Here is a 23,683-nt window from a genome sequence, read left to right on the forward strand (position 1 = left end):
CCGCATGTCGCACAATACGATTGAAGCCAACCAGGCTATGGACAAGTTCGACGGCCACCACCAGGTGTGGCTGTTCGGTTATGGCTCGCTGATTTACAAGGCGGACTTTCCCTTCATCGAGCGCCGGCCCGCGCACATCTTCGGCTGGTCGCGCCGCTTCTGGCAAGGCTCGCACGATCATCGCGGCACGCCTGACGCGCCCGGCCGCGTGGCCACGCTGATTCCAGCCGAAGGGGACGTCTGCCACGGCATGGCCTACCTCGTTACGCCGGAAGAATTCGCCCACCTCGACCATCGCGAAAAGAACGGCTACCTGCGCGTGGCCATCGACATCCATTTCGAAGCAGGCGGCGTGGAAGAAGGCCTGATCTATATTGCCGCCGCCGACAACGCGGCCTGGCTGGGCGAGGCGAGCGTGGAAGAAATCGCCCACCATATCGCTTCCGCATCCGGCCCAAGCGGCCCGAACATCGAATACTTGCTGCGCCTTGCTGCTGCCTTGCGGGAAATGGGACATCACGACGAGCATGTGCATGCCATCGAGGCATATCTCGATCGCCTGTAAGAGGCCCATCAGGCGACGAGAGGCAAGCCGATCAGGAAAACCACAAAACCGATCAGGCCAGCAAATCCGCCGAGATTCACGAGGAACTTACCGGTATGTTCAGTGTCCTGGAAGTGATACTGAAGAAATTCGTTGATCATGGTGGCCTCCTTCTGCAATGGGCGCACTTCATCATAGTCCGAATTGAACTACCAGACGAACCAAGGCTGCCCAAACGGTCAATAACAGTGAGAACGCAAACGTTGAGTAATGGCGGAGCGGGGCAACACCTTCAGGCCTATGCAGCGAGGTTGGAAATGTTGCGCCACCAGCAGCTACGATACTTGATGCCGCAATGATGAAGACTGCTACTCCCTGTATGTAGCCAACACTCGTGGTTCCCGGAACGCTTCTTCCAACGCCGATTTCATATAACGCTGATGCAGAAAAGGCGATTGCTGTCCAGGTGCCGTAAGCGGTAGCATGACATTGATCAGAAACCAGCCCATCATCGCCTCCCATTTCAGAAAAGGTTCATTTGCCCCGCTTTGGCTGCAGCAACTGCGCGGGCGCCGGAGGGTGGAATGTATTCGGGTCGCTTGAACTGGGTGCAGTCGAGCGAGCGGAACTTGCTGTGGCGGCCGTGGAAGCCGAAGCGGGTGATGCCTTTCTCGATGCGCTGCAGGATCAGGTCCGCCCACACGCCTTCGCCACGCATGCGTGCGCCGAACTCGGCTTCGTAATCCTTGCCACCGCGCATGTCACGCACGCGGTTCATCACGCGCGCGGCACGGTCGGGGAAATGCGCTTCCAGCCACTCCTTGAACAAGGGGCTGACTTCCCACGGAAGTCGCAGTACGACATAGGTTGCCATCACCGCGCCGGCATCGCGGGCTGCGGACATGATCTTTTCGATATCGGGCTCAGTGACAAAAGGAATGATCGGCGCAATGCTGACGCCAACCGGAATGCCGGCCTTCGCCAGCGTCTCGATTGTGCGCAGGCGGCGTGCGGGCGCGGCAGCGCGCGGCTCCAGGGTGCGCGAGATTTTGCTGTCCAGCGTGGTGATGGTGACCGATGCGGCGGCCAGGTTGCGCGCAGCCATCGGCGCGAGGATGTCGATGTCACGCTCGATCAGCGAGGATTTGGTGATCAGGCCAACCGGATGGTTGCACTCGGCCAGCACTTGCAGCACCCGCCGCGTGAGCTGGTATTCGCGCTCGCAAGGCTGGTAGGCGTCGGTATTCACGCCCAGTGCGAGCGACTCCACCTGATAACCTGGCTTGGACAATTCGGCGCGCAGCAGGTCCGGCGCATTCACCTTGGCGAACAGCTTGGTCTCAAAGTCCAGGCCGGGCGACAAGCCCAGGTAGCTATGCGATGGCCGCGCAAAACAATAAATGCAGCCATGCTCGCAGCCGCGATAAGGGTTCAGCGAAACGTTGAACGGAATATCGGGCGACTGGTTGCGCGTGAGGATGGTCTTGGCCGTCTCCGCGGTGACAATGGTGCGCGGTGGAAGCAGTTCAGCCTCGGCATCGTCCGGATCGGGTGCCCAGCCGTCGTCGAACGCTTCGCGCGCCTGCAGCTCGTACCTTCCTTGCATGTTTGATACCGCACCGCGCCCTTTTTTGGCCTTGAGCGATTGCGGCGGCAGCATCACCTGCCCTTCGAATTCATGGTCCTGCATGCGGCGCCCCGAAGTATAACTGTATATACATACAGTATTCTAATCCGCCTGCGCCAAGGCTGCAAGCCAAGCTGGTATCATGCGCACTTCTCCGGGATATCCCCCGACATTCAAAGAGCAATAACATGAGCAAAACCACCAATCTGCCCTCCTTTGGGAGCAGGATTTCCCTCGCCTTTGGCGCCTTTTTCAAAACCCTGGGCGATGCTGAATTCGCCGCCCGCGTGCGTGACGACAGCGTGGGCCCCGCAGCGGCTCCGGCTGCCGCGCCAGCACCTGCACCAGTCGCCGCCCCAGTGCCAGCCGCCGCGCCCCTGCGCGAAGCCACGCCCGACGCAGCACTGCAGCTCCTGTCCCTGTTCCAGCGCGAAGCCCGCCTGATCGACTTCACGCAGGAAAACCTGTCCGGCTATTCGGATGCCGACATTGGCGCCGCCGCCCGCGTGGTGCACGAGGGCTGCTCCAAGGTGCTGCGCGAGCATTTCACCATCGACGCAGTCCGCTCCGAAGCGGAAGGCAGCCGCGTGACGCTGCCGGAAGGCTTCGATGCATCCGCCGTGCGCCTGACCGGCAATGTGGTCGGCAAGGCGCCGTTCACCGGCACCCTGAGCCACCGCGGCTGGCGCGCCTCCAGCGTGCGGCTGCCGAAACTGGCGGAAGCGCATAACGCCAGAGTATTGGCCCCGGCTGAGGTGGAACTGTGAGCGATCCGCGTTTTGCCATCGGCATCGACCTTGGCACCACCCACAGCGCGCTGTCCTACGTTGAACTGGCGGGCAGCGATGGCGAGAAAACCAGGCATGGCGTGCTGGGCGTGCCCCAGCTCACCGCGCCAGGCACGGTAGAAGAACTGCCGCTGCTGCCAAGCTTCCTCTACCTGCCGCATCCGGACGAGCTGGCGGCCGGCGAACTGGCCCTGCCCTGGGCTGCTGCCGACGGGACGCCCGCAGTGACGGGCGAAATGGCCCGCAGCCGCGGCGCCACCACGCCGATCCGTTTGGTGTCGAGCGCCAAGAGCTGGCTGTGCCACCCTGGCGTGGATCGCCGCGCAGCCATCCTGCCGCATGACGCGCCGGAAGAGGTGTCGCGTGTGTCGCCGCTGGAGGCTTCGACCCGCTACCTGAAACACCTGCGCGCTGCATGGGACAACGCCCATCCGGATGCGCCGTTCACGCAGCAGGCAGTCACGGTCACCATCCCTGCATCGTTCGACCCGGCCGCGCGCGAACTTACCGCCGAAGCGGCTCGCGCCGCCGGCTACGAGAACGTCACCCTGCTGGAAGAGCCGCAGTCGGCGCTGTACAGCTGGATCCAGAGCAGCGACGGCCGCTGGCGCAAGGAAGTCAAGCCGGGCGACATCATCCTGGTGGTGGACGTGGGCGGCGGTACCAGCGACTTCTCGCTGATCGCCATCCTCGAGCGCGACGGCAAGCTGGAGCCGCACCGGGTGGCTGTGGGCGACCACATCCTGCTGGGCGGCGACAATATGGACTTGGCGCTGGCTCACCTGGTGGCGCGCAAGCTGGCTGCCAACGGCACCCAGCTCGACGCCTGGCAGATGCGCGCGCTGACCTACGGCTGCCGCGCGGCCAAGGAAAACCTGCTGGCCAACGCGCAGGCCGAAACCTGGCCGATCGTGGTGCCAAGCCGCGGCTCGAAGCTGATCGGCGGCTCGATCCGCACCGAACTGACGCGCGCCGAAGTCACGGCCTTCATCACGGACGGCTTCTTCCCGAAAGTGGAAGCTTCCGCACGCCCGGCCGTGCGTTCCCGCGCCGGCCTGACCCAGCTTGGCCTGCCTTACGCGCAGGACGCTGCGATCACCAGGCACCTGGCAGCTTTCCTGGCGCGCCAGGCAGGTGCTACGGCGGAACTTGAAGGCTTTGCCGCCAATCCGGCCCATACCTTCCTGCATCCAAGCGCGGTGCTGTTCAACGGCGGCGTGTTCAAGTCCGAACTGCTGGCCAATCGTGTGATGGAAACCATCAACGAATGGCTGTCCATGGAAGGCGCGGAACCGGCGCGCATGCTGGACGGCGCAGACCTGGACCTGGCCGTCGCGCGCGGCGCGGCCTATTACAGCTACGTGCGACGCGGCGCCGGGGTACGCATTCGCGGCGGCACGGCGCGTTCCTATTACGTTGCGGTGGAATCGTCGATGCCGGCCATTCCGGGCATGGAGCCGCCGATCCAGGCGCTGTGCGTTGCACCGTTCGGCATGGAAGAAGGCAGCGAGCTGGAACTGCCGGGCCAGGAATTTGGCCTGGTGGTCGGCGAGCCGGTGCACTTCCGCTTCTTCGGTTCTTCCGTGCGCCGCCAGGACCAGATCGGCGCCGTGCTCGATTTCTGGGGACCGGAAGAACTGATCGAGCTGAACGAAATCCAGGCCACGCTGTCGCCGGAAGGCCGTTCCGTTGGCGAGGTGGTGCAAGTGCGCCTGCATGCCTGCGCCAGCGAGTCCGGTACCCTGGAACTGCTGGCGGTGGCGCAGGATGGGCAGCGCTGGAAGGTGGAATTCGACGTGCGCGGCGCCGGCGAAGGCCAATGACGCAGTACCTGGTCAGCATCGACCTGGGCACCACCAATTCGGTGCTTGCCTATGCCGCGCCGGGCGGCGACGTGCAGTTGCTCGAAGTCGAGCAACTCACTGCGCCCGGCGAGGTTGGCAGCGCCGTGCTGCTGCCCTCCTCCCGTTATCACCCTGCCAGCGGCGAATTTGCCGCGGGCGAGTTGCAGTTGCCGTGGCCGGAGCCGGCCGTGGCGGACGCGCCGCCCGCAGCGGTCATTGGCCGCCTGGCACGCAAGCTGGGCGGACAGGTGCCGGGCCGGCTGGTCGCCAGCGCCAAGAGCTGGCTGTCCCACACCGGCGTCGATCGCATGGCGCCGATCCTGCCCTGGGGCGCCGCCGCCGACGTCGAGCGCGTTTCGCCGGTGGCGGCCAGTGCGAGCTATCTCGCGCACCTGCGGGCGGCCTGGAATGCGCGCTTTCCCCACGCGCCGCTGGAGCATCAGCAGCTGGTGCTGACCATTCCCGCATCGTTCGACGAGGGCGCGCGCGCGCTCACGCTGGAAGCGGCGCGCATGGCGGGCTTGCCGGCCCTGCGCCTGCTGGAAGAACCGCAGGCGGCCCTGTATGACTGGCTGTATCGCCACCGTGCAACGCTGGCGCAGGACCTGGCCCAGGCGCGCCTGGTCCTGGTCGCCGACGTCGGCGGCGGCACTACCGACTTCACCCTGGTCAAGGTCGAGATGGCCGGCGGCGAACCGCAATTGACCCGCATCGGCGTCGGCAACCACCTGATCCTCGGCGGCGACAATATGGACCTGGCGCTGGCCCACCTGGCCGAACAACGCCTGGGTGGCGACGGCAGCGGCGCGGCGCCCCCGCAGCGCCTGTCCGCAGCGCGCCTGGCGCAGCTCACGGAACGCTGCCGCGCGGCGAAAGAAATCCTGCTCGCGGCCGACGCACCGGAGCAAGTCGCGGTCACTTTGCTCGGCTCCGGCTCAAAACTGATCGGCGGCAGCCGCTCCGTCGCGCTGCTGCGCGCAGACGTCGAGCGCATTGTGCTGGACGGCTTCTTCCCCCTCAACGAAACCCAGCAGCTCGCGCAGTCCAAGCGCGGCGGCATCGTCGAATTCGGCCTGCCTTACGCCAGCGACCCGGCCATAACGCGCCACCTCGCCAGCTTCCTGCGCCAGCACGCTGGCGCCGCGCGCGAAGCATTGAGAGTGCCGGACGACGGCAAGCTTGCCGTCCCCGACACGCTGCTGCTGAACGGGGGCGTATTCCGCGCCGCCAGGCTGGCCGCGCGCCTGGCCGACACGCTGTCGGCGTGGCGCGGCCAGCCTGTGCGCGTGCTGCACAATGACGATCCCGATGTCGCGGTCGCGCGCGGCGGCGTCGCCTATGCGCTGGGCCGGCAAGGCATGGCGCCCGCCATCGCCGGCGGTTCTCCGCGCAGCTATTGGCTGCTGCTCGATAATGCCCGCGCTCCGGGCGTAACGCGCCGCGCCGTCTGCCTGCTGCCGCGCGGCTCCGCCAGCGGCCATGAAGTGCGCCTCGCCGATCGCAGCTTCGCGCTGCGGCTCGGACGCCCGGTGCGCTTCCACATCGCCACAACGCTGGCCGATGCCGTGCCACCGCAAGCGGGCGAGGTCGCCGACCTGGCGCCTGGCGAGCTGACCGCGCTGCCGGCCATTGCCACCGTGCTACGCGACAGCAAGGACGCCAACGCGCGCAAGGAAATCACCGTGCAGCTGGCGGCCTCGCTGACTGAAGTGGGCACGCTGGAAGTGCATTGCGAAGGCAACGGCCAGCGCTGGCAGCTCGAATTCCAGCTGCGCGAACACGGCGCGGACGCCACGGCGGCAGCCGACGCCAACGATGCCGATGACGATGACGCCGCGGCAGCTCCCCTGCCGGTTCGCCTGCCCGAAGCGCTGGAGAAGATCGACCGCATCTTCGGCAGCCGCGCGCAACAGGTCGACGCCAGGGAAGTGCGCCAGCTGCGCGGCCAGCTCGAACACCTTCTCGGCAGCCGCGAACGCTGGGCAACGCCCGTGCTGCGCCGCCTGTTCGATGCCCTGCTGGAACGCGCCAAGGGTCGCCGCCGGTCGGCGGAGCATGAACGCACGTGGATGAACCTTGCCGGCTACAGCCTGCGGCCGGGCTTCGGCCATCCGCTGGACGAATGGCGCATCGAACAGCTCTGGGCGATGTTCGACACCGGTGTGCAAAACCACAAGGACAACCAGGTCTGCGCCGAGTGGTGGACACTGTGGCGCCGCGCATCGGGCGGTCTGCCGCCAGCGGCCCAACTGCGCCTGCTGGACGATTTCGCCTTCAACCTGCAGGCCGACGCCAGTGAACGCGGCCGCCGTCCCGTCACCCTGGTCAACGGCAGCGAAGAAGACATGCTGCGCCTGGGCGCTTCGCTGGAGCGCATTCCATCGGCCTACAAGGCGGAAATCGGCAACTGGATGGTGGGGGAGCTGGGGAAAGCCAGGAGTCTCGCCGTGCAAACCCGTTATCTCTGGGCGCTGGGCCGTGTCGGCGCACGCCGGCCATTCCACGGCAGCGCACATGACGTGGCGCCGGTCGAAACGGTGGAGCAGTGGCTGCAGGCGGTCATGCTGCTGGACTGGCGCAAGGTGGAGCCGGCGGGCTTCGCAGCAGCCCACCTGGCGCGCATGACCGGCGACCGTTCACGCGATATCAGCGATGCCCTGCGCCTCGAAGTCGTGCGCCGGCTGCAGGCTGCGGGAGCGCCGCCAGGCTGGCCGGCCATGGTGCGCGAGGTTGTCCAGCTCGACCAGGCCAGCGAGCAGCGCATGCTGGGCGAGGCGCTGCCGCCGGGCCTGAAGCTTCTCAGCTAGCCGCGCTGCCGCGCGCAGCCTGCGCTTGCTGCTGCGCGACGAAGCCGTCGAAGGCCGCGATGACGCACTGGTAGCCTTGCTCCGTGCCCTCCAGCTGCGCCAGCGCGTAGCAGCTTGCTTCCAGCGTCGAGAGCTGGTCCGGCGCGTGCGCCTTGCGGATCAGGTAATGCGATGGCGGCGTGTCGCGCAGCGGAAGGCGCGGCAGGGCTTGCAGCGCCGGGTTCAGGTACAGCATCTTGCGGCTCTTGCGCCAGGTGGCGTCCAGCACCACCAGCCGGACTTGCGCCGGCGCCAGCACGGCATTGAACTGCGGCGGCGCGATGCCGTGCGAACGGTCGCCTGGCGTGTCGGGGTACAGCAGCACCGGCTGGCGGCCGCCTGCCTCGAGCAGGTCCTGCAGCGCGGCTTCATCAAACTGTTCGCCAACTTCCATGCGGCTGCCAGGCAGGCAAAGATGCAGCAGGCGTGCACTGCCCTTGGCGTTGCTCACTTCCATGGGATGCTGCAGGATCAGGACCTCGACCGTGCTGGCCACCGGCGCCGCCCAATGGCAGATGCAGGTGGCGGCAGGGCGCAGGCAAGTGCTGCAAAGAAGTCGGCGCGGCAGGCTGTTCATGCCGCGGATCATACACTAGGCCGGCGGCGCGGCGCCCAGCAGTTCGTCCAGCTGCGCGATCTGCGCCGGGTCCTTGACCACGGCGCGCAGCCATTCGTGCAGCGGCAGGCTGCCCCAGTTGGCGGCCTTCTCCGCCAGGTAGGCGACGGGGCTGTGCGGCTCGGTGCGACGGAAGAATTCAGCCACCAGTCGCAATTGCGCCAGTGCGTGCTCGCGGGTCTGCGGCATCGCCGGCAGGCTTTGCACGCCCACGCTGGCGACGACCATGCTCCCGCTGGCAGCGCCGCTGCCTGCCGCGCTGTCGGCCGAGGGCAGCCTGCGCGCTGCATCGTCGACTGCTCTTTGCACCGCATCCCGTGCCGGCCCGAACGCCGGGCCGGCCGCGCCAAGGCGGGCGTCGACCGCTTCCTGCAGCTGCTGCAAGGCAGCCAGGCAATGGCGCGCATCCTGCAGGCCAGCATCCGCATCGCTGACTGGCGGGAAGTCTTTCACCAGCGCCGGCGTGCGCCCCAGCAGCCACGCCAGGTTGCCGCTGCGCAGCTCATGCTCGCCATCCTCCGGCAAGGGATGCACATGCTCCCAGAAGCGTTCGCACAAGCCGGCCAGCAGCAGGAAGCCATCGCCCAGGCCGCGCATGCCGTGGGTGTGTGCGCGCGCCTCCGCCAGCCACGCAGCCAGCCGCAAGTCCTTGCTGCGTGAGCGCAGCAACTCGGCGCAGCGGCTGGCCACCAGCGGCCAGTCCGCGCTATGCAGCGGTGTCGCCCATTCGCCCTGCTCCAGCGTGGGATCGTCCTGCCGCCTTGCCGCAGCTATGGCGTCCATGCAGGCATCAAACGAGACATCCTCGCCGCAAGGCTGGGCGACGCTGAGCGGCACCAGCAAGTCCTCATTCGTGAACATACGGCCTCCTTATTTGGCGCTAATCCTGAACTGGCCCTGGCGCGTTACGCCCGCCTTCACCTTCGTCACCGGCATGCCTTCCGCCATGCGCGCCAGCAGCATATCGGCCACGCCCGGCAGCAAGCTGCCGTGCAGGATGCTGTCGATATTGCGGGCGCCGGAATCGGTCTCGGTGCAGCGTGCCAGCACTGCCTGCACCAGCGCATCGTCCCAGCAGAATTCGGCGTGGTGGTTTTCGCCGATGCGCTGGCCGATCCGGCCCAGCTTCAGCGCAATGACCTGGGCCAGGGCTTCATCCGAAATCGGATAGTAGGGCACCACTTGCAGGCGTCCGAGGAAGGCCGGCTTGAAATGCCGCACCAGCTGCGGCCGCAGCAGCGCGTCGAGTTCCTCAGGCGTCGGCAGCGGCGCCTCGCCCCGGTTCAGGCAGGCCTGCATGATGGCGCCCGACCCGAGGTTGGACGTCAGGACGATGACCGCGTTGCTGAAGTCGACCATCTGCCCTTCCGAGTCCTCCAGCATGCCCCGGTCGAACACTTGATAGAAAAGTTCCAGCACGTCCGGGTGCGCCTTGTCGGCCTCGTCGAGCAGCACCACGCAGTAGGGGTTGCGCCGCACCGCCTCGGTCAGCACCCCGCCCTCGCCATAACCGATATATCCGGGCGGGGAACCTTTCAGGCCTGCCACACTATGCGCCTCCTGGTATTCGCTCATGTTGATGGTCACCAGCTTGCGCTCGCCGCCGTACAGGAGGTCGGCCAATGCCAGTGCGGTTTCCGTCTTGCCTACTCCGGAGGGACCCGTCAGAAGGAAAACGCCCTTGGGCTTGCGCGGATCATCAAGCCCGGCACGCGCAGTGCGCATGCGCTGCACAATGGTCTCGACGGCGTGCGGCTGCCCCAGCACGCGCGACTCCAGCGCAGGCTTGAGCTGCTGCACGGCGCGGATTTCGTCGCGCAGCATGCGGCCTACCGGGATTCCGGTCCATGCAGCGACCACACCGGCCACGACGTGGCGGTCAACCTCCAGCGGAACCAGGGGAGACTCGCGCTGGATTGCGTTCAGCTCCTGTTGCGCGCTCACCGCAGCGGCGGCATCGCCCTCGTGGCGCAGCGCCATCACCCGGGCGCACAGTTCGCGCTCATGCTCATGGCGGGCGGCCAATTCCGCGTGCCAGGCCTGGAGGCTGCCCCGCTCGTCGCGCAATGCCGACAGTGCCGATGGCCCGGCATCGGCGGCAGTTGCCGCATCGCGTTCCAGCGCCGCGATGCGCACCGACAGCCGTTCGATCTGGCAAGCTGCATCTTCCAGCAAGGCGGGCGATGCGCACTGGCCCAGCGCCACGCGGGCGCATGCGGTATCGAGCACGCCGACCGCCTTGTCCGGCAGCTGGCGGCTGTTGATGTAGCGATGCGCCAGGCGCACTGCCGCCGTCACGGCGTCGTCGCGCACGCGCACGCCGAAATGCCGTTCCATCAGCGGCACCATGGCCCGCAGCATGCCGGCGGCCGTTTCTTCGTCCGGCTCCTCGACCTTGACCACCTGGAAGCGGCGTGCCAGGGCGGCGTCCTTCTCGACATAGCGTTTGTACTCGCTCCAGGTCGTCGCGGCAATCGTGCGCATCTCGCCGCGTGCCAGGACCGGCTTCAGCAGGTTGGCTGCATCGCCCTGCCCGGCGCTGCCGCCGGCGCCAATCAAGGTGTGCGCCTCGTCGATGAACAGAACGATGGGGTGCGGGCTGCGGCGCACTTCCTCGATCACGTTTTTCAGGCGGGCTTCGAACTCTCCGCGCACGCTGGCGCCGGCCTGCAGCAGCGCCAGGTCCAGTGCGTGCAAGGCAACGTTGCGCAACGGCGGCGGCACCTCGCCGGCTGCGATGCGCAAAGCCAGTCCTTCCACCACGGCCGTCTTGCCGACGCCGGCTTCGCCGGTCAGGATCGGGTTGTTCTGGCGCCGGCGCAGCAGGATGTCCATCAGTTGCCTTACCTCCGCAGCGCGGCCGACGACAGGATCGAGCTTGCCGTCGCGCGCCAGTTGGCACAGGTTGACCGTGTACTGTGCCAGCGCCGGCGACGAGGGAGGCACGGCCTGCTGCGCGCCAACATCATGCGTTGCGGCCGGCACCGCCGCCTCTGCCGAACCGGCAACATACTTCTCCATGCGGTGCTTCAGCCCATCGACCGGAAAGCGGGCGAACAGTCCCGAGATCCGCGCCGCCTGCTGCGACAGTTCCGACTCGGTCAGAAGAGCGAGCAGCAGGTGGCAACTGCGCACCTGGTCCGGCTGCGGCAACGCCAGCGAGGCAATCAGCCAGGCATGTTCCAGCATTATCTGCAGGCGCCGCGCGAATACCGGAACGCGCGTCGCGGCAATGCGGACACCGGCCAGTTCGCACCGCAAATCGGCTTCCAGCGCGGTGGCGCTGACGTCGCTGCGGCGCGCAATGACCAGCAGGTCGCATTCCGGCTGCTCCAGCAGCGCAAGCAAGAGGTGCTCGACATCGACTTCGCCGTGTCCCATGCCGATGGCAATATTGGCGGCGCGCGTTGCGGCAGTACGGCAGGCGTCGTTCAGCTTTCCAATCAGGGTTTTCAGTTGAATGCTCATGCAATGGCTCCGCGCTTGATGGAATAATGCATCGATGACGGTTGCAAGGCCGCGCTGAAGCTCACGGCTTCGTTGGCGCCATTTGCCCGCAACATGCCGGAAATGACGATGTCGATGCGATTGACGGTGCCGCTGCGCTCGGCCAGCGTAACCTGCACATTGCACAGCCGCGGCTCGTAGCGTTCGACTGCCTGGCGGATGCTGCCGCAGATGCGCTGCCTGTCCTCGCTGCCGCTATGAGACAAGCCGGCGAAATCGGCGAGTCCGAAGTTCAGGATCGAGCGCGCACATTCCGGATAGGACTGCAACAGCTGCTGCGGCAGCGCGCTGCGCGTGTTGAGCAGCGCCTCCAGGTCGCGCGCTACGCTCTCCTTCAACTGCTCCTGCGTCAGGAAACGCCCGCCAGGATGGTTCCCCAGCAAACGGTCCAGCAAGCCTGGCCGGTAACCCTCCATGCCGCACCTCCCAAAAAAAGCGGCTGCAGCACGTGCGCACCGCAGCCGCAACTCCCTCCAAAATCATGCAATACGGTTGGTCGCCAGGTCCCAGCCGCCGGACGTATTGCCGCCCATCCCGCCCGAAACGCGCTGCTGCGTGTATTTCCAGCGCACTTTCGAGAATTTGAATCCCACCTCCTCGGTCATGATGTCGCCCTCGCTGACCGATGGAGATACAGCGCCAATGAGCACGTTATCGAGTTCGATTTCAAAGTACTTGACCCGCTCGCCCTGCGCATCGGCGCGCATGAATTCCAGCTTGGCCTTGGGAATGGTGCGGCCTGCGGAGCAGGTCTGCATCAGGATCGGCGAAGCCAGGTCGGCCAGCTTGGTGATCACCACGTCGCGGTGCTCGCAGCGTTCGGCCGTATGGCCGCCACCTGTGGAAGAAGTGGCCGAACGCGGTTGCTCCACCGACCAACTGACCGATTTGCATTCTATCCAGTCCTTGTGACGGTCATCGGTCGACTCCCCCTTGATGCCATCGATATGCAGGTACACGTCAATTGCCATTGCAATGCTCCTTCTCAGTAGTTGGTGGTTTGCGGCAGTTCCGCCACGAGGCGGAGGGAAACGGTCAGCTCGTCGAGCTGAAAATGGGGGCGCAGGAAGCTGACGGCGCGGAACACGCCTGGCCGCCCGGGCACCTCGCTGACCTGGACCGAAGCTTCACGCAGAGGGAACTGCGCCTTCTGTTCCTGGCTGGCGTTATCGTCCAGCAGCACGTACTTCATCAGCCAGCGGTTCAGGAAGTCTTCTACATTCGAAGCGGCTGCAAAGCTGCCGATCTTGTCGCGCATCATGGCCTTCATGTAGTGCGCGATGCGCGACACGGCGAAGATGTATTGCAGTTGCGAGGACAGCACGGCATTGGCGTTGGCCGCGTCGGAACTGTAGCGCATGGCCTTCTGCGCCGATTGCGCGCCGAAGAAGGCGGCGTAGGCGGTGTTCTTGCAGTGGACCAGGGAGATGAAACCGAGGTCGCTCAGTTCCTTTTCGCGCCGGTCGGTGATGGCCACTTCGGTCGGGCATTTCAGCGCCACCTCGCCTTCGTCGGTCTTGAAGGTGTGGGTCGGCAGGTCGTCAACCAGGCCGCCACCCTCCACGCCGCGGATGGCGGCGCACCAGCCGAATTCCTCGTGGGCCTTGGTCAGCCTGGCGCCAAAGGCGTAGGCGGCATTGCACCACAGGTATTTGTGGTGATCGCGGCCATCCACGTCTTCCACGAAGTTGAAGCCTTCCACCGTGGTGCCGTCGACCGGATTGAAAGGCAAGCGGCCAAGGAAGCGCGGTAGCGTCAGGCCGACGTAGCGCGCATCTTCGGATTCGCGGAAGGCTTTCCACTTCGCGTATTCCACGGTGTCGAATACCTTGGCCAGGTCGCGCGGCTTGCCAAGGTCGCCGTAGCTCTCCAGTCCGAACAGCTCGGGCGAAGCGGCGCTGATGAAGGGGGCGTGCGCCGCTGCAGCCAGGTGCGACATCTGTTCGATGAAGTAGATATCCTCGGGCTGGCGCGAGATCTCGAAGTCCCCCAGCAGCGCCGCATAAGGTGAGCCACCGAAGGTGCCAAATTCCTCCTCGTAGACTTTCTTGAAGATGGTGCTCTGGTCGAAATCGAGCGCACTCTGGAAGTCACGCACCAGTTCGCGCTTGGTGGCGTTCAGCAGACGGATTTTCATCGTAGGCCCGGTCGCAGTGCTGCGCACCAGGTAATGCAGGCCGGTCCAGCTTTGTTCGAGCTTCTGGAATTCAGGCGCATGCATGATGGCGCTTAATTGCTCCGAGATCACGCGGTCCAGCTCAGCCACGCGCGCATCGATGGTAGCCGACAGGTTATGCGACAGCTGCACGCTGCCCTGGACCACCTGCCGCGCCAGTTCGCCGATGATGTCGCGGGCGCGTTCGTGTTCGCTGCTGGATTTGGCTACCCTGCTTTCCTCGACGATGCGGTCGAGCAGGTCGCCATCTTCGATCGCACTCGCCGCTGCAGCCTTCATTTGCGCGCTCATTCAGTCCTCCTTGGGCGCGATGGCCGCCAGGTTTTCAGTGCTTTGCAGCACGTCCGTCAGCAAGTCCTCCAGCCTGTCGTTGCCGGCCAGCTTGTTGCGCAGGTCAGCCAGCTTGCTGCGCGCTTCCAGCAGCTTGCCAAGCGGTTCGACCTGGCGCACGATGGCTTCCGGGCGAAAGTCCTGCATCGATCCGAAGCGCAGCTCTACCGGGAACTCGCCCTGCCCGCCGAGGCGGTTCTGCACCTGGAAGTTCAGCACCGGGCTCACGCCGGCCAGCACCTCGTCGAAGTTGTCGCTGTCGATGTTGACGAAGTTGCGCTCCTTCAGCCGCTTCTGCGGAACCTCCGGGTTGCCGCCAAAGTCGCCCATGACGCCGACCACGAAGGGCAACTCCTTGTTCTCCAAGTCGCCGCCAACTTCAACGTCGTAGGTCATCTGCACGCGTGGCGGGCGGACTTTGGTCAGGCGCTTCTGCACGCTGTCACGATTTGCCATTGCCTGCTCCTTATTTGAGTGCGCCGAATGGATCGGCGGCGGTGGAAGGGTTGGGTGCCGAGCGCGACGCCGGCAGCTTGATCGGGGGCGCCGTCTTTTTCGGCTGGCGCGCACTTCCGGCCACTGGCACCAGGACGTCTTCCCCGAGCGTATTGCGCAGCGTACGCGCCAGTTCCTGCGCTTCGCTGCGCACCGACCCGCCAAGGCTGCTTTGCTGGTTCAGTTCCGCCAGCGAACGGGTTGACAGGCGCAGGCCGGCGACGGCGATGATGCTGAGGGCTTGTTTGTCGGCTGGATCGCGCTGCAGCGCTTCCTGCGCTTGCACGATGGCGTCGCTGTAATTGCCGCGGTCAAATCGCATCTGCGCCATTTGCAGCCAGGGCGCTTTCTCGGCGGGGTAGCTAGCGGCGGCTGCCTTCAGCGCCGCGTGCGATTTCTCATGCTGGCCCGCCGCAGCAGCGCGGTCGGCATCTGCCAGCATTTTTTCCAGTGTCTGGTGGCTGGCCCGGTCGGCGCCCTGCAGCGGCGCATCAACGGCGCATCCGGCCAGCGTGGCCGCGCCAATCAATACTGCGGTCAATGATCTGCGCATCGTTCTCTCCTTCCGCAAAGTGAAGGCCATTATTGAATCGATGCGCATTCCCGCCATTGCGTTGTCTCAAAGGCCGCCGACATCGCCGCGCCGCTGTTTGCGCCCGCGCAAACGCTGGCTGCACGCGGCCAGTTTTAATGGATACCTCAACCAAGGAGGCCGGCATGACACTACCTGCAAAGATCCTCTGGAGCGAAGGCTTGTTCCTGCGTCCGCAACACTTCCAGCAGCAGGACCGCTATCACGAAGCGCGCATGCACGCGACCGTTCTGGCCGCGCAGCCGATGCTGTGGGGCGTGCAAACGGTGGAGTGGGACACGGCGGCACTGGTGAACGGCAAGCTGCGCGTGCTGGCCTTGCGCGCGATCTTCCCCGAAGGCGGGATATTCGACGCTCCCGCCAGCGACCCGCTGCCGCCAGCCATCGACCTCGCCAGCCTGCCGGCCGAGGTGCAGGAAGTCTGCTATCATGCCGCCCTGCCATCGCAGGACGCCGACCGCTTCCAGCAGTCCGAGCGCGAGACGGCGGACCTGTTCAGCGATGCCCTGCCTGCCGGGCTGACCTACCTGCGCAAGCAGGTGCGACTGGTATCGGACCTCGAACCCCGCGGCGCCTATGACAGTTTTCCCTTGCTGCGGCTGCGCCGCGTCGTATCCGGCTGCTTCGAGATCGATCCATCCTTCATGCCGCCCTCGCTGTCCATCAACGCGACGCCGCGCCTCAAGCTCCTGCTCGACCAGCTGATGGACGCGCTGCAGGCCAAGGTCAACGCCTTGCAGGGCCACATGCGGGAGCCGAGCCGCAATGTGATCGAGTTCCGCAGCGGCGACGTATCGTCATTCTGGCTGCTGCACACGGTCTCCACGTCGGCGGCAACCTTGCTGCACCTGCTGCGCCACCCGTCGCTCCATCCGGAACGCCTGTACCAGGCCATGCTCGGCCTTGCCGGCGGGCTGATGACGTACTCGCGCCTGGTCCACCTTGGCACCCTGCCTTCCTACGACCATGCCGCCCCCAGCACGCCTTTCCTGCAGCTCGATGCCCTGATCCGGGAGCTTCTCGACACGGTGATATCGGCGCGCTACTTCGCCGTCGCCTTGCGCGAGGATAAACCCGGCTACCACATCGGCAAACTCGATTCGGGCAAGATCGGCGCCGGCGCCACCCTCTATCTCGCCATTGCCGCGGCCATACCGGTACTTGAGCTGGTCGAGGCAGTGCCGCTGCGCGTCAAGGCCGGTGCGCCGGACGACGTGGAGCAATGCGTGCTTTCCGCCATGCCGGGCGTGAAACTGGTGCACGCACCGCAGGTCCCTTCCGCCATTCCGGTGCGTCCCGACACCTGCTACTTTGCGCTGGAAAACCGCGGCGTGCTGTATGAGCAGATGCTCAAGGCGCAATCGATTTCCATCTATGTCCCTGCGGGGATCAAAGAACTGCGGCTTGAACTGCTGGTGGTGACGGCATGAGCCATTTCATCGAACGGCGCGCCGCGCCCCCGCAACAACGCGTCCCGGCCCTGGTGGACCTGATGCACGAAGGTTTCCACATGCTGTCCTTGCTGCGCCACGGCAGCGCGCCTCCCGGCGAGACCGAGTTCGCCGCCGCCATCCGCAGCTTCCTCGACGAACTTGGCAGCCATGCACGCGAACTGCACATCGCAGCCGAAGACATCGACGCCGCGAAGTACGCCTTCTGCGCCGCGCTGGACGAGACCATCCTGGCGTCCGCATTTCCCTTGCGCGACGCCTGGGAGCGCAGGCCCTTGCAGTTGCTGCTGTTCGGCGACCAGTTGGCGGGCGAGCATTTCTTCGACAAGCTGGAACAGCTTCGCCTCAGCGGCAGCGAAAGGCTGCAGGCGCTGCAGGTATTCCATATGTGCCTGCTGCTTGGCTTCAAGGGCCGTTATGCCCTGGACAATGCCGACCGCCTTTCCTACCTCACTGCCCGCCTGGGGGACGAGATAGCGCACCTGCGCGGCAAGGAAAAGGGCTTTGCCCCGCGCGCCGCGCGGCCGGACAATATCGCGCACAAACTGCAAAGCAATGCGCCGCTCTGGATCGCGGGCGGCGTCTTCGCCCTGGCCGCACTGGCCTCTTTCTGCGCCATGCGCTATTCGCTCGCCAGTTCCACCAGTACCACGCTGGCGGCCTACCAGGACGTTGTCAGGCAGCCGCCGCGACCGGCCACCCTAGCCATGACCCTGCCCTAGTCCGCGACCCGGAACTCGATGCGCCGGTTGCGCGCACGCCCTTCTGGGCTGGCGTTGTCTGCCACCGGCTGGTCCGGGCCTGCACCCGCAACCGCGATGCTGGCTGCCGCAATGCCCTTGGCCGCAAGATAGCTGCGCACCGCGCCGGCGCGGGCCAGGCTTAGCGACAGGTTGCCCTCACGCGTTCCGGTATTGTCCGTGTGGCCGATCACTTCAACCTTGCGGCCGCCGATCTGTCCCAGGACGGCCGCCATTTCGTCGAGGATCAGCATGCCGGAAGGGCGAAGCACCGCTTGCCCGCTTTCGAATTCGATGATGCGCCGAGCCAGAGCAGTATCGAGCATCTTTTGCGCCGGGGCGTTGACGCGCAAGCCGTTGCTGATCGTATAGGTTGGATTGAGGCTGTTGGCAAGGTCGCTGGCCACCTGCTGCCGCAGCGCCTCGTTCGCGACATCGCCGCGGATTCCAACCCGGTTGCCTTCCACCGTCAACTGGCCCTGGGTCACCTGCTTCAGTGGCTCGGCAAGCAGCTTCTGCATATGCGCGCTCCAATTGGGCGGCGCCACCACGCTGCCGACCGCAAGCTGGTCGACTACCCGCGCAGCGCCATACAGGGCCCGCGCCCGCTGCAAGATGGCCGCCCTGGTCGCTTCGTCGGGCACGGTGCCCGATACGATGACCGGCGCAAGTTGCGCGAACGCTGGCGTGCAGGCCAGGAAAAGGACCAGGGCCGACTTGCGCATGGCAGGCTCCCTTATCAGCAGAAGGTTTCATGGAACAGCTGCATGGCAACGGGCAGGCCAAGCTGCCCCTGTTCCAGGCATGCCGAGAGGCGCTGCAAGGGAGCATCGCCATGGGCCGCGGCTTCGGCCCACGCGCAGTCGCCAAGCACCACCATGCCATCCTGCCCCGCCTCCGGATCTATCACGGAATACAGGCTGGCCGGGTTGGCGCCATCGAGCCCGAGGACCAGCGACGGCTGCCCGGCGACAGGCGCGAGGAACATCGCAATTTCGAGGTCCTGGCGCGCCAGCAACGGCGCAGCCAACGACATCCAGAAGGCGGCAACCGGCGCACGCAATACTGCGTCGCGCGGCAAAGGCAGCGCCAGGCTGCGCGCGGTGACCGGAGGGTGTTCGCTGAGCGGCGACAACAGCAAACCCAATGCCAGCAGCAGGTTCCGTACCGGCATGCTTCCCTGCTGCGCCGCCAGCGAATTTTCCAGGCTGTCCAGGCAGGCGTGCGCAAGGTAGTCATCCAGTGAAGCTTGCGCCGGCGCCAGCTCGCGCAAGGCCACAGGCAAGATGCCGTCGACAGGCCGGGTGGCTGCAGCAGTGGCTGCACCGGCTGCGACAGCCAGGCCCTCCCATGCCGGCGCCAGCGCCAGCGGGCTGCAGGGAAGAAAATCGTGCGGCTTTGCGACCTGGTGCACCGCCATGCAAGTGAAAGGAAAACGGCGTTCGGACTGGTCCCGGCTGGCCAGCAGACGTCCGCAGACAACCTGGCGCGAGCGCGTGCCGATAAACGCAAAGTCCAGCGGAGGGCATGCGTCGTAATGCTGGCGCCAACGCGGATTACCGGCGAGGCGCTGCATGACAGCTGCCAGCCACTGGTCCATCAACTCCACCAATACCTGGTCGCCGGGCGAGCGCACAAAATCAGCGCATCCAGGCAGCTTGCCGAAATAGGCGACGCGCTGTGACTGGGCGTTCATGGCGCGCTTCCTTTGCCGACCACTACCTCGGGCAAGCGCATGCCCCGGAATCCGCCGTCGCCCTGTACGCTCCCGGGCGTGCTGGTGATGCGCAAGTCCACCGCGACCATCACGCTGCCGCTGCTCCAGCGCAGTTCATGCACACCCTCTTCCTTGCGCGTGCGAGCGGCGGAATCGATCATCCGCCGCAGCCCGGTGGCGCCGCTCTCGCTAAACAGCTCTACCACCTTTCCGTCCGGCGTGACGCCGCTGATGCGCACGCCGCTGCTTCCCTGCGGCCCCGGGTAAACCATGTTCGCCCATTGCGGCACGCCGTTGCGAAAGCGCAGCAACTGGCCGTCTATCTCGATCGAATATTCTGCCAACCCGGTGCCGGCATGCGGCAAGAGCTGGAAGACCGTTTGCGTAGAGGAGGCAACCCCGCCCGCCGCCACTGGCGCCATCCAGGCCGGAAAGCGCTGCAAGGCCTGCGGCGCAAAGTTGATGCCCATGTCGGCCCAGGTCCGCGGAGCCAGCACGTCGCCGCGCCGCACGACCAGCGCCCCCAGCGCGCTGCCGGCAAACTTTGCGATTGCGCCATCCGGTCCGAACACCTGGCCAATCTCCGCCTGGCTCGCTTCTGCGCTACCGGCGGGGGCGAAAGGGAATTTTCCCGCGAGCGTACGGTTGAACGGCTCGTAGACCTGCGCCTGCCAGGTCTTGTTGATCTCGGCCTCCGCCGGAGCGACCAGCCCCGCAAAGACCTGCATCAAGGGTCGCACCAGCAGCGGCCGCACCGCCTGCCTTTGCGCCTCCCCCAGCCCCGCCATCATCTGTTCATCGACATGGCGCAACGCATCGGCCAGTTCGGAACCCGGGCCCTCCAGCGTTTGCTGCATCAGCTGCCTGGCGCCCGGGCCTGGGTCGCCCTGGTTGCGGATGCCGTTGAGGCGTGCGCGCAGCCGCGAAAGATGGTCGAGGTAGGTCCGCATCTGCGAGCCATCCCTGTCACGCGCTGCCAGCAAGCCGGCCACCGGCGCAAAATCGCGGCCCAGCGCGCCGGCCTGCGGCAACGAGGCCGCAACCACGCCTGCGGTTGGCGTGCGCTCGAACAGCCGCGCCTTGAACCAGTGCGCCAGGCTCTGTTCCGCCTGTTGCGCGCCGGCCGCAGCCAGGCCCGGATTGTCCCACCCCGTCTGCGCCACCACGGTGCTCCAGACCTTCAGCAGCGGCGAGATGGCAGGGTCGCCCAGGCGGTTCATGGCCTCGACCGTATGCGAAAAGTCGGGCATTGCGGCAATCGCGACGCCTTGCAGGAAGGCTTGCCACTCCTTGGCGTATTCCGCCTTGTAGCTGTCGGTCAGCGCCTTTTGCACCTGTTCCGGACTGCCCTCCAGCGTCAGGTCCGTGCGCTCCTCCGTTTTCAGCACCCAGTCACGCGATTGCAGCGCGCTGTTTGCTGCCTCGCGGATCGCAGCGCGGACGTAGCCCTCCCATGCCTCGCGCGTGAACGCGCCCGATACGGCATGGCTGCCCTGCACCAGCTCCCGATCCTGCTCCCCGACAATGCGCGCCACCGTCATCGCTGGATAGCGCGTGCTGGCGCGCGCCTTGATCTCGGCATACACGCGCTCCCGCGCCGTCATGCCGCGCACCACCTGGCGCAATTGCTCGCGCGCCGTATCGACCAGCGCCAGCTTGGGTTCGATGCGCGGCCAGGCCGGATCGTTCAACTGCGAAAGGTAAAACGATAACAAGCCTTCCCCACTGCGCAATAGTTGTTCGCGCGGCATGGCGCCGCGGTTGGCCTCAAGCCAGCTGCGCCAGTGGCGCGTAAGCTGGTCACCCAGATGGCCGGTTTCCGCATGCTCCTTATCGGCCAGCATCAGGTAGGTTTTCAGCGCGTTATAGGAGTCCTCGACATTGCTCGTCTCGCGCTGTCCAAGGGCGAACAATTGCGTTTCCAGGCTGGCTGCGACAGGCTTGAGCAGGATTTCAGCCATCCCCTTGAAGTACTCGCTGCGCAGCTTGCGGCCCAGCACCTCGCCCTGATAAAGGCCCATGCCCAGCAGCCATGGCGATTCGCGGTCCAGCGTATCCAGTTGCCCGATCCGGTCTTGCAAGAGCTGCAGCGCTTCAAGGCGCGATTGCAGGTCCGGGCGTTGCGCCTGCAGCTTGACAGCCTTGTCCAGGTCCGCCGCCGCATTGGCGACTAGCTGCGCGTTGCCCGAATACGACCAGGTCCATGCGCCAAGCGCCACGCCGAGCAGCAGGATCGCCACGGCAAAGCCGCCGTTGCGCAACAGCCGCTGCCTGCGCGTCGCATATTGGGAGACCAGGTCCTTGTCGGCGAAGATCACCTCACGGAAAAGACGGGGCAGGAAATATCCGGCTTGCGTCCCCGTTCCCATGCGAGGCTCCGGCTCGGCGGGTCGAGTCAGTCCGAAGCGCTGCGCAACCCGCAGCGACTGCGCGCACAGCGGCTGTCCTTCCTGCAACGCGCTGGTAAAGTAGTATCCCCGGAACAAGGGGCGGAACTGGAAAGGATTGTCTTCAAACAGCGTGGCCAAGAAGGCTTTCAACGGTGCGCGCAACGCCGCGAACTCCAGCGGCAAGGTATGCACGCCGGCGGGCACCAGCTCGCGGCGGCGCTGGGCCATGGTGGCGATCCCCATTTCGCGCAGTCCTTCGCATAACTCGTCGAAACTCTGCTCGAAGAAGGCCAGCATGTCGCGGCAGCCGGCCTTCTGCCGGAAAGGCATTGTGGCCCCCCAGGGCCGCTCGCGCTCGGCCGCCTCCGCGTCCATGAAGAAGTCAGCAAACCCGGCCACCAGGTCGGCCTTGGTGAACATCACATACACTGGCGCGAACACTTCGAGTTTCTCGATCAGGTCCTGCACGCGCTGGCGCAAACTGCGCGCAAGCTGCAATACCGACTCGGTGTCGTCGCCGCGCAACTCGGCGATGCTGACCGCGATGATGATGCCGTTGACGGGCGCCCGTGGCCGGTGCTTCTTCAACAAGCCGAGGAAGCCATGCCACTCTTCCCGGTCCACGGCCTGTACCGCGTAGCGGCCGGCGGTATCAAGCAGGATGCCTTCGGCGGTAAAGAACCAGTCGCACTGGCGCGTCCCGCCGACGCCCTGGACCGCCTTTGGATCGGCGAACGGAAACTGCAGGCCGGACTGGGTGATCGCGCTGCTTTTGCCGGCGGCCGGATTGCCGATCACCATATACCAGGGCAGTTCGTACAAGGCGCGTGCTCCGCTTGCTCGGCCCAGGCGCGAATTCCTGATCGTGGCGACGGCTTCCAGCATGGCGCTGCGAACGGCATTCAGGTCGGCCTCGGCGCGCGTTTCCGCGGCCGGCGGTGGTTCGGCTTCACGCCGGTGAGAGAGGTAGCGGCGGCCGCCCCGCACGGCCAGCGCCAGCAATGCGACCGCCGCGGTAGCGGCCAGCGCCCACACCAGCGCCAGTTGCAAGAGTTCTGCGCCAAGCAGGAATAGTCCCGCCAGCAATGCGAAGGCCAGGACATTCAGGGTGCGCCTGTCGGTGAGCAGGTACCAGGTTCGTTGCAGCATGATGGACCCGAAAAGGGAGGCAGGTTGGCCGATGTTGCCACCAAGCCGGGCGCCGCTTCTTGAGCCTCCTCAAGCCCTGGTTTCGAGTACGCGCAATTCGGTGTGGCCAAAGTCCATCATGGCCCAGCGGCCTCCCCACACCAGCCCTATCGCTTCCGCCGCTTCGCCATACAGCTGGTAGCCGCGCATGGCCCAGGGATCGCGTTCGCTGATGACCACCTTTCCTTCACGGATAAAGCCGCAATCGGCGGCCAGCCCGAACTGGTGGTAGCTCTGGAAGGCGCGCGCGTTGCTGACATGGCCGCCCGCCGCGGCCAGCCGGTCCTGCCGTTCAGGGCTGCGGTAACCTTCCAGAAGTGCCATCTCGTAGCCGTGCCGATCGCGCATGACATTGAACACCAACAGCAGGCGCTGCGCGAAATCCTTGTCCAACCGGTGCCAGTCGCGATCGGCCTGCGACAGCATCGGCCGCAGCAACTCCACTTCCGCCGTGGCGAAAGCCGGCGGCGGCAACGGGAGTGGCGGCACCAGTTGTTCGCCTTGCAGCAAGGCGGCAATTTGCGGATCGGCAGGCCGGCTGCTGTCGTCGAACGCCGGCAGCATCTGGCGTGGACGCAGCAGGCGCACCAACAATGGCGGCGCGGCTGCCAGCAGCGCAGTCGCGACACCACTCAACAGCATGCGCCGCTGGCGTGGGCTGGGCCGGCGCTTTGGCGGAAATAGCAACAGCCAGCCGGCGGCGCTGGCCGCGACGAAAATGCCCGCAACGATAAATGGCAACATGGTGCGATCCATCAATACGAAAGCGCATTTGGCGCGCGACACTGGAATCCTATGCCGCCCCGCAATCGGACGGGTCGAGCGAAATCAA

General features: G+C 65.8%; 20 protein-coding genes. 6 read left to right on the forward strand and 14 right to left on the reverse strand.

Annotated elements, in window-relative coordinates; genetic code table 11:
- Positions 1 to 4 precede the first annotated feature (4 nt).
- Positions 5 to 565 (forward strand): gamma-glutamylcyclotransferase, encoded by a 561-nt coding sequence (locus ACN9M3_RS22780; RefSeq protein WP_426318707.1) that lies wholly within the window; start codon positions 5 to 7, stop codon positions 563 to 565.
- Positions 566 to 573: 8 nt separating this feature from the next.
- On the opposite strand, the gene ACN9M3_RS22785 is transcribed toward ACN9M3_RS22780, so the two are convergent.
- Together ACN9M3_RS22785 and ACN9M3_RS22790 are read right to left on the reverse strand one after the other, a co-directional pair.
- Entirely contained in the window at positions 574 to 705 is a 132-nt protein-coding gene (locus tag ACN9M3_RS22785) for a hypothetical protein (RefSeq protein WP_426318708.1), read from the reverse strand.
- Between the two features lie 362 nt (positions 706 to 1,067).
- Positions 1,068 to 2,234 (reverse strand): PA0069 family radical SAM protein, encoded by a 1,167-nt coding sequence (locus tag ACN9M3_RS22790; RefSeq protein WP_426318709.1) that lies wholly within the window; start codon positions 2,232 to 2,234, stop codon positions 1,068 to 1,070.
- A 125-nt stretch (positions 2,235 to 2,359) separates the two neighbouring features.
- Here ACN9M3_RS22790 and ACN9M3_RS22795 point away from each other — a divergent pair, with 125 nt between their 5' ends.
- From ACN9M3_RS22795 to ACN9M3_RS22805, 3 genes are read left to right on the forward strand one after another with little or no spacing between them, the layout of a single operon-like run.
- The gene (locus ACN9M3_RS22795; RefSeq protein ID WP_426318710.1) at positions 2,360 to 2,938 is read left to right on the forward strand and encodes a DUF2760 domain-containing protein; all 579 of its coding nucleotides are present in this window, start codon (positions 2,360 to 2,362) and stop codon (positions 2,936 to 2,938) included.
- On the forward strand, positions 2,935 to 4,782 hold the full coding sequence (locus tag ACN9M3_RS22800; RefSeq protein WP_426318711.1) for an Hsp70 family protein: 1,848 nt from the start codon (positions 2,935 to 2,937) through the stop codon (positions 4,780 to 4,782). Before ACN9M3_RS22795 ends, ACN9M3_RS22800 begins: the two co-directional genes overlap by 4 nt.
- On the forward strand, positions 4,779 to 7,610 hold the full coding sequence (locus tag ACN9M3_RS22805; protein WP_426318712.1) for an Hsp70 family protein: 2,832 nt from the start codon (positions 4,779 to 4,781) through the stop codon (positions 7,608 to 7,610). Before ACN9M3_RS22800 ends, ACN9M3_RS22805 begins: the two co-directional genes overlap by 4 nt.
- Here the strand turns inward: ACN9M3_RS22805 and ACN9M3_RS22810 are convergent.
- The 8 genes from ACN9M3_RS22810 to ACN9M3_RS22845 all read right to left on the reverse strand — a co-directional run bounded on the left by ACN9M3_RS22810 (position 7,603) and on the right by ACN9M3_RS22845 (position 15,326).
- Complete coding sequence (locus tag ACN9M3_RS22810; protein ID WP_426318713.1) at positions 7,603 to 8,226, reverse strand: tRNA-uridine aminocarboxypropyltransferase; 624 nt, start codon at positions 8,224 to 8,226, stop codon at positions 7,603 to 7,605. The genes ACN9M3_RS22805 and ACN9M3_RS22810 overlap by 8 nt on opposite strands.
- Before the next feature lie 15 nt (positions 8,227 to 8,241).
- The gene (gene tssA / locus ACN9M3_RS22815) at positions 8,242 to 9,126 is read right to left on the reverse strand and encodes a type VI secretion system protein TssA (protein ID WP_426162974.1); all 885 of its coding nucleotides are present in this window, start codon (positions 9,124 to 9,126) and stop codon (positions 8,242 to 8,244) included.
- 9 nt (positions 9,127 to 9,135) lie between these two features.
- Entirely contained in the window at positions 9,136 to 11,733 is a 2,598-nt protein-coding gene (gene tssH, locus ACN9M3_RS22820) for a type VI secretion system ATPase TssH (protein WP_426318714.1), read from the reverse strand.
- The gene (gene tssE / locus ACN9M3_RS22825; RefSeq protein ID WP_426318715.1) at positions 11,730 to 12,188 is read right to left on the reverse strand and encodes a type VI secretion system baseplate subunit TssE; all 459 of its coding nucleotides are present in this window, start codon (positions 12,186 to 12,188) and stop codon (positions 11,730 to 11,732) included. Before tssE ends, tssH begins: the two co-directional genes overlap by 4 nt.
- A gap of 63 nt (positions 12,189 to 12,251) precedes the next feature.
- Positions 12,252 to 12,743, reverse strand: coding sequence for an Hcp family type VI secretion system effector (locus ACN9M3_RS22830; protein ID WP_426318716.1), 492 nt, complete (start codon positions 12,741 to 12,743; stop codon positions 12,252 to 12,254).
- A gap of 14 nt (positions 12,744 to 12,757) precedes the next feature.
- Complete coding sequence (gene tssC / locus ACN9M3_RS22835; protein ID WP_426318717.1) at positions 12,758 to 14,239, reverse strand: type VI secretion system contractile sheath large subunit; 1,482 nt, start codon at positions 14,237 to 14,239, stop codon at positions 12,758 to 12,760.
- Positions 14,240 to 14,734: a type VI secretion system contractile sheath small subunit gene (tssB, locus tag ACN9M3_RS22840; RefSeq protein WP_426318718.1), complete on the reverse strand. Its 495-nt coding sequence runs from the start codon at positions 14,732 to 14,734 to the stop codon at positions 14,240 to 14,242.
- A gap of 10 nt (positions 14,735 to 14,744) precedes the next feature.
- On the reverse strand, positions 14,745 to 15,326 hold the full coding sequence (locus ACN9M3_RS22845) for a hypothetical protein (RefSeq protein ID WP_426318719.1): 582 nt from the start codon (positions 15,324 to 15,326) through the stop codon (positions 14,745 to 14,747).
- Between the two features lie 164 nt (positions 15,327 to 15,490).
- Between ACN9M3_RS22845 and tssK the strand changes: the two genes are divergently transcribed.
- A complete protein-coding gene (tssK, locus tag ACN9M3_RS22850) occupies positions 15,491 to 16,795 on the forward strand; it encodes a type VI secretion system baseplate subunit TssK (RefSeq protein ID WP_426318720.1) in 1,305 nt (434 codons plus the stop codon).
- On the forward strand, positions 16,792 to 17,538 hold the full coding sequence (icmH, locus tag ACN9M3_RS22855) for a type IVB secretion system protein IcmH/DotU (protein ID WP_426162992.1): 747 nt from the start codon (positions 16,792 to 16,794) through the stop codon (positions 17,536 to 17,538). The genes tssK and icmH overlap by 4 nt, the downstream gene beginning before the upstream one ends.
- On the opposite strand, the gene ACN9M3_RS22860 is transcribed toward icmH, so the two are convergent.
- The 4 genes from ACN9M3_RS22860 to ACN9M3_RS22875 form a co-directional block, all read right to left on the reverse strand.
- A complete protein-coding gene (locus ACN9M3_RS22860) occupies positions 17,535 to 18,281 on the reverse strand; it encodes an OmpA family protein (protein ID WP_426162994.1) in 747 nt (248 codons plus the stop codon). The two genes, icmH and ACN9M3_RS22860, sit on opposite strands and share 4 nt — an antisense overlap.
- Before the next feature lie 14 nt (positions 18,282 to 18,295).
- Positions 18,296 to 19,252 carry a type VI secretion system-associated protein TagF gene (gene tagF / locus ACN9M3_RS22865; protein WP_426318721.1) on the reverse strand — a complete coding sequence of 319 codons (957 nt, stop codon included), beginning with the start codon at positions 19,250 to 19,252 and terminating at the stop codon, positions 18,296 to 18,298.
- Positions 19,249 to 22,812 carry a type VI secretion system membrane subunit TssM gene (gene tssM / locus ACN9M3_RS22870; protein WP_426318722.1) on the reverse strand — a complete coding sequence of 1,188 codons (3,564 nt, stop codon included), beginning with the start codon at positions 22,810 to 22,812 and terminating at the stop codon, positions 19,249 to 19,251. The genes tagF and tssM overlap by 4 nt, the downstream gene beginning before the upstream one ends.
- 69 nt (positions 22,813 to 22,881) lie before the next feature.
- Positions 22,882 to 23,595, reverse strand: a complete 714-nt coding sequence (locus ACN9M3_RS22875) for a M15 family metallopeptidase (RefSeq protein WP_426318723.1) — start codon at positions 23,593 to 23,595, stop codon at positions 22,882 to 22,884.
- Between the last annotated feature and the right edge of the window lie 88 nt (positions 23,596 to 23,683).

This window comes from Pseudoduganella sp. R-43, from assembly GCF_049913255.1.
Taxonomy (GTDB): Bacteria; Pseudomonadota; Gammaproteobacteria; order Burkholderiales; family Burkholderiaceae_D; genus Rugamonas.

Bases quoted from the DNA above. Each gene is read 5' to 3' on its own strand.
- ACN9M3_RS22780 (WP_426318707.1), top strand. From the start codon at position 5: ATGTCGCACAATACGATTGAAGCCAACCAGGCTATGGACAAGTTCGAC.
- ACN9M3_RS22785 (WP_426318708.1), bottom strand. From the start codon at position 705: ATGATCAACGAATTTCTTCAGTATCACTTCCAGGACACTGAACATACC.
- ACN9M3_RS22790 (WP_426318709.1), bottom strand. From the start codon at position 2,234: ATGCAGGACCATGAATTCGAAGGGCAGGTGATGCTGCCGCCGCAATCG.
- ACN9M3_RS22795 (WP_426318710.1), top strand. From the start codon at position 2,360: ATGAGCAAAACCACCAATCTGCCCTCCTTTGGGAGCAGGATTTCCCTC.
- ACN9M3_RS22805 (WP_426318712.1), top strand. From the start codon at position 4,779: ATGACGCAGTACCTGGTCAGCATCGACCTGGGCACCACCAATTCGGTG.
- ACN9M3_RS22810 (WP_426318713.1), bottom strand. From the start codon at position 8,226: ATGAACAGCCTGCCGCGCCGACTTCTTTGCAGCACTTGCCTGCGCCCT.
- tssA (WP_426162974.1), bottom strand. From the start codon at position 9,126: ATGTTCACGAATGAGGACTTGCTGGTGCCGCTCAGCGTCGCCCAGCCT.
- tssH (WP_426318714.1), bottom strand. From the start codon at position 11,733: ATGAGCATTCAACTGAAAACCCTGATTGGAAAGCTGAACGACGCCTGC.
- tssE (WP_426318715.1), bottom strand. From the start codon at position 12,188: ATGGAGGGTTACCGGCCAGGCTTGCTGGACCGTTTGCTGGGGAACCAT.
- ACN9M3_RS22830 (WP_426318716.1), bottom strand. From the start codon at position 12,743: ATGGCAATTGACGTGTACCTGCATATCGATGGCATCAAGGGGGAGTCG.
- tssC (WP_426318717.1), bottom strand. From the start codon at position 14,239: ATGAGCGCGCAAATGAAGGCTGCAGCGGCGAGTGCGATCGAAGATGGC.
- tssB (WP_426318718.1), bottom strand. From the start codon at position 14,734: ATGGCAAATCGTGACAGCGTGCAGAAGCGCCTGACCAAAGTCCGCCCG.
- ACN9M3_RS22845 (WP_426318719.1), bottom strand. From the start codon at position 15,326: ATGCGCAGATCATTGACCGCAGTATTGATTGGCGCGGCCACGCTGGCC.
- tssK (WP_426318720.1), top strand. From the start codon at position 15,491: ATGACACTACCTGCAAAGATCCTCTGGAGCGAAGGCTTGTTCCTGCGT.
- icmH (WP_426162992.1), top strand. From the start codon at position 16,792: ATGAGCCATTTCATCGAACGGCGCGCCGCGCCCCCGCAACAACGCGTC.
- ACN9M3_RS22860 (WP_426162994.1), bottom strand. From the start codon at position 18,281: ATGCGCAAGTCGGCCCTGGTCCTTTTCCTGGCCTGCACGCCAGCGTTC.
- tagF (WP_426318721.1), bottom strand. From the start codon at position 19,252: ATGAACGCCCAGTCACAGCGCGTCGCCTATTTCGGCAAGCTGCCTGGA.
- tssM (WP_426318722.1), bottom strand. From the start codon at position 22,812: ATGCTGCAACGAACCTGGTACCTGCTCACCGACAGGCGCACCCTGAAT.
- ACN9M3_RS22875 (WP_426318723.1), bottom strand. From the start codon at position 23,595: ATGTTGCCATTTATCGTTGCGGGCATTTTCGTCGCGGCCAGCGCCGCC.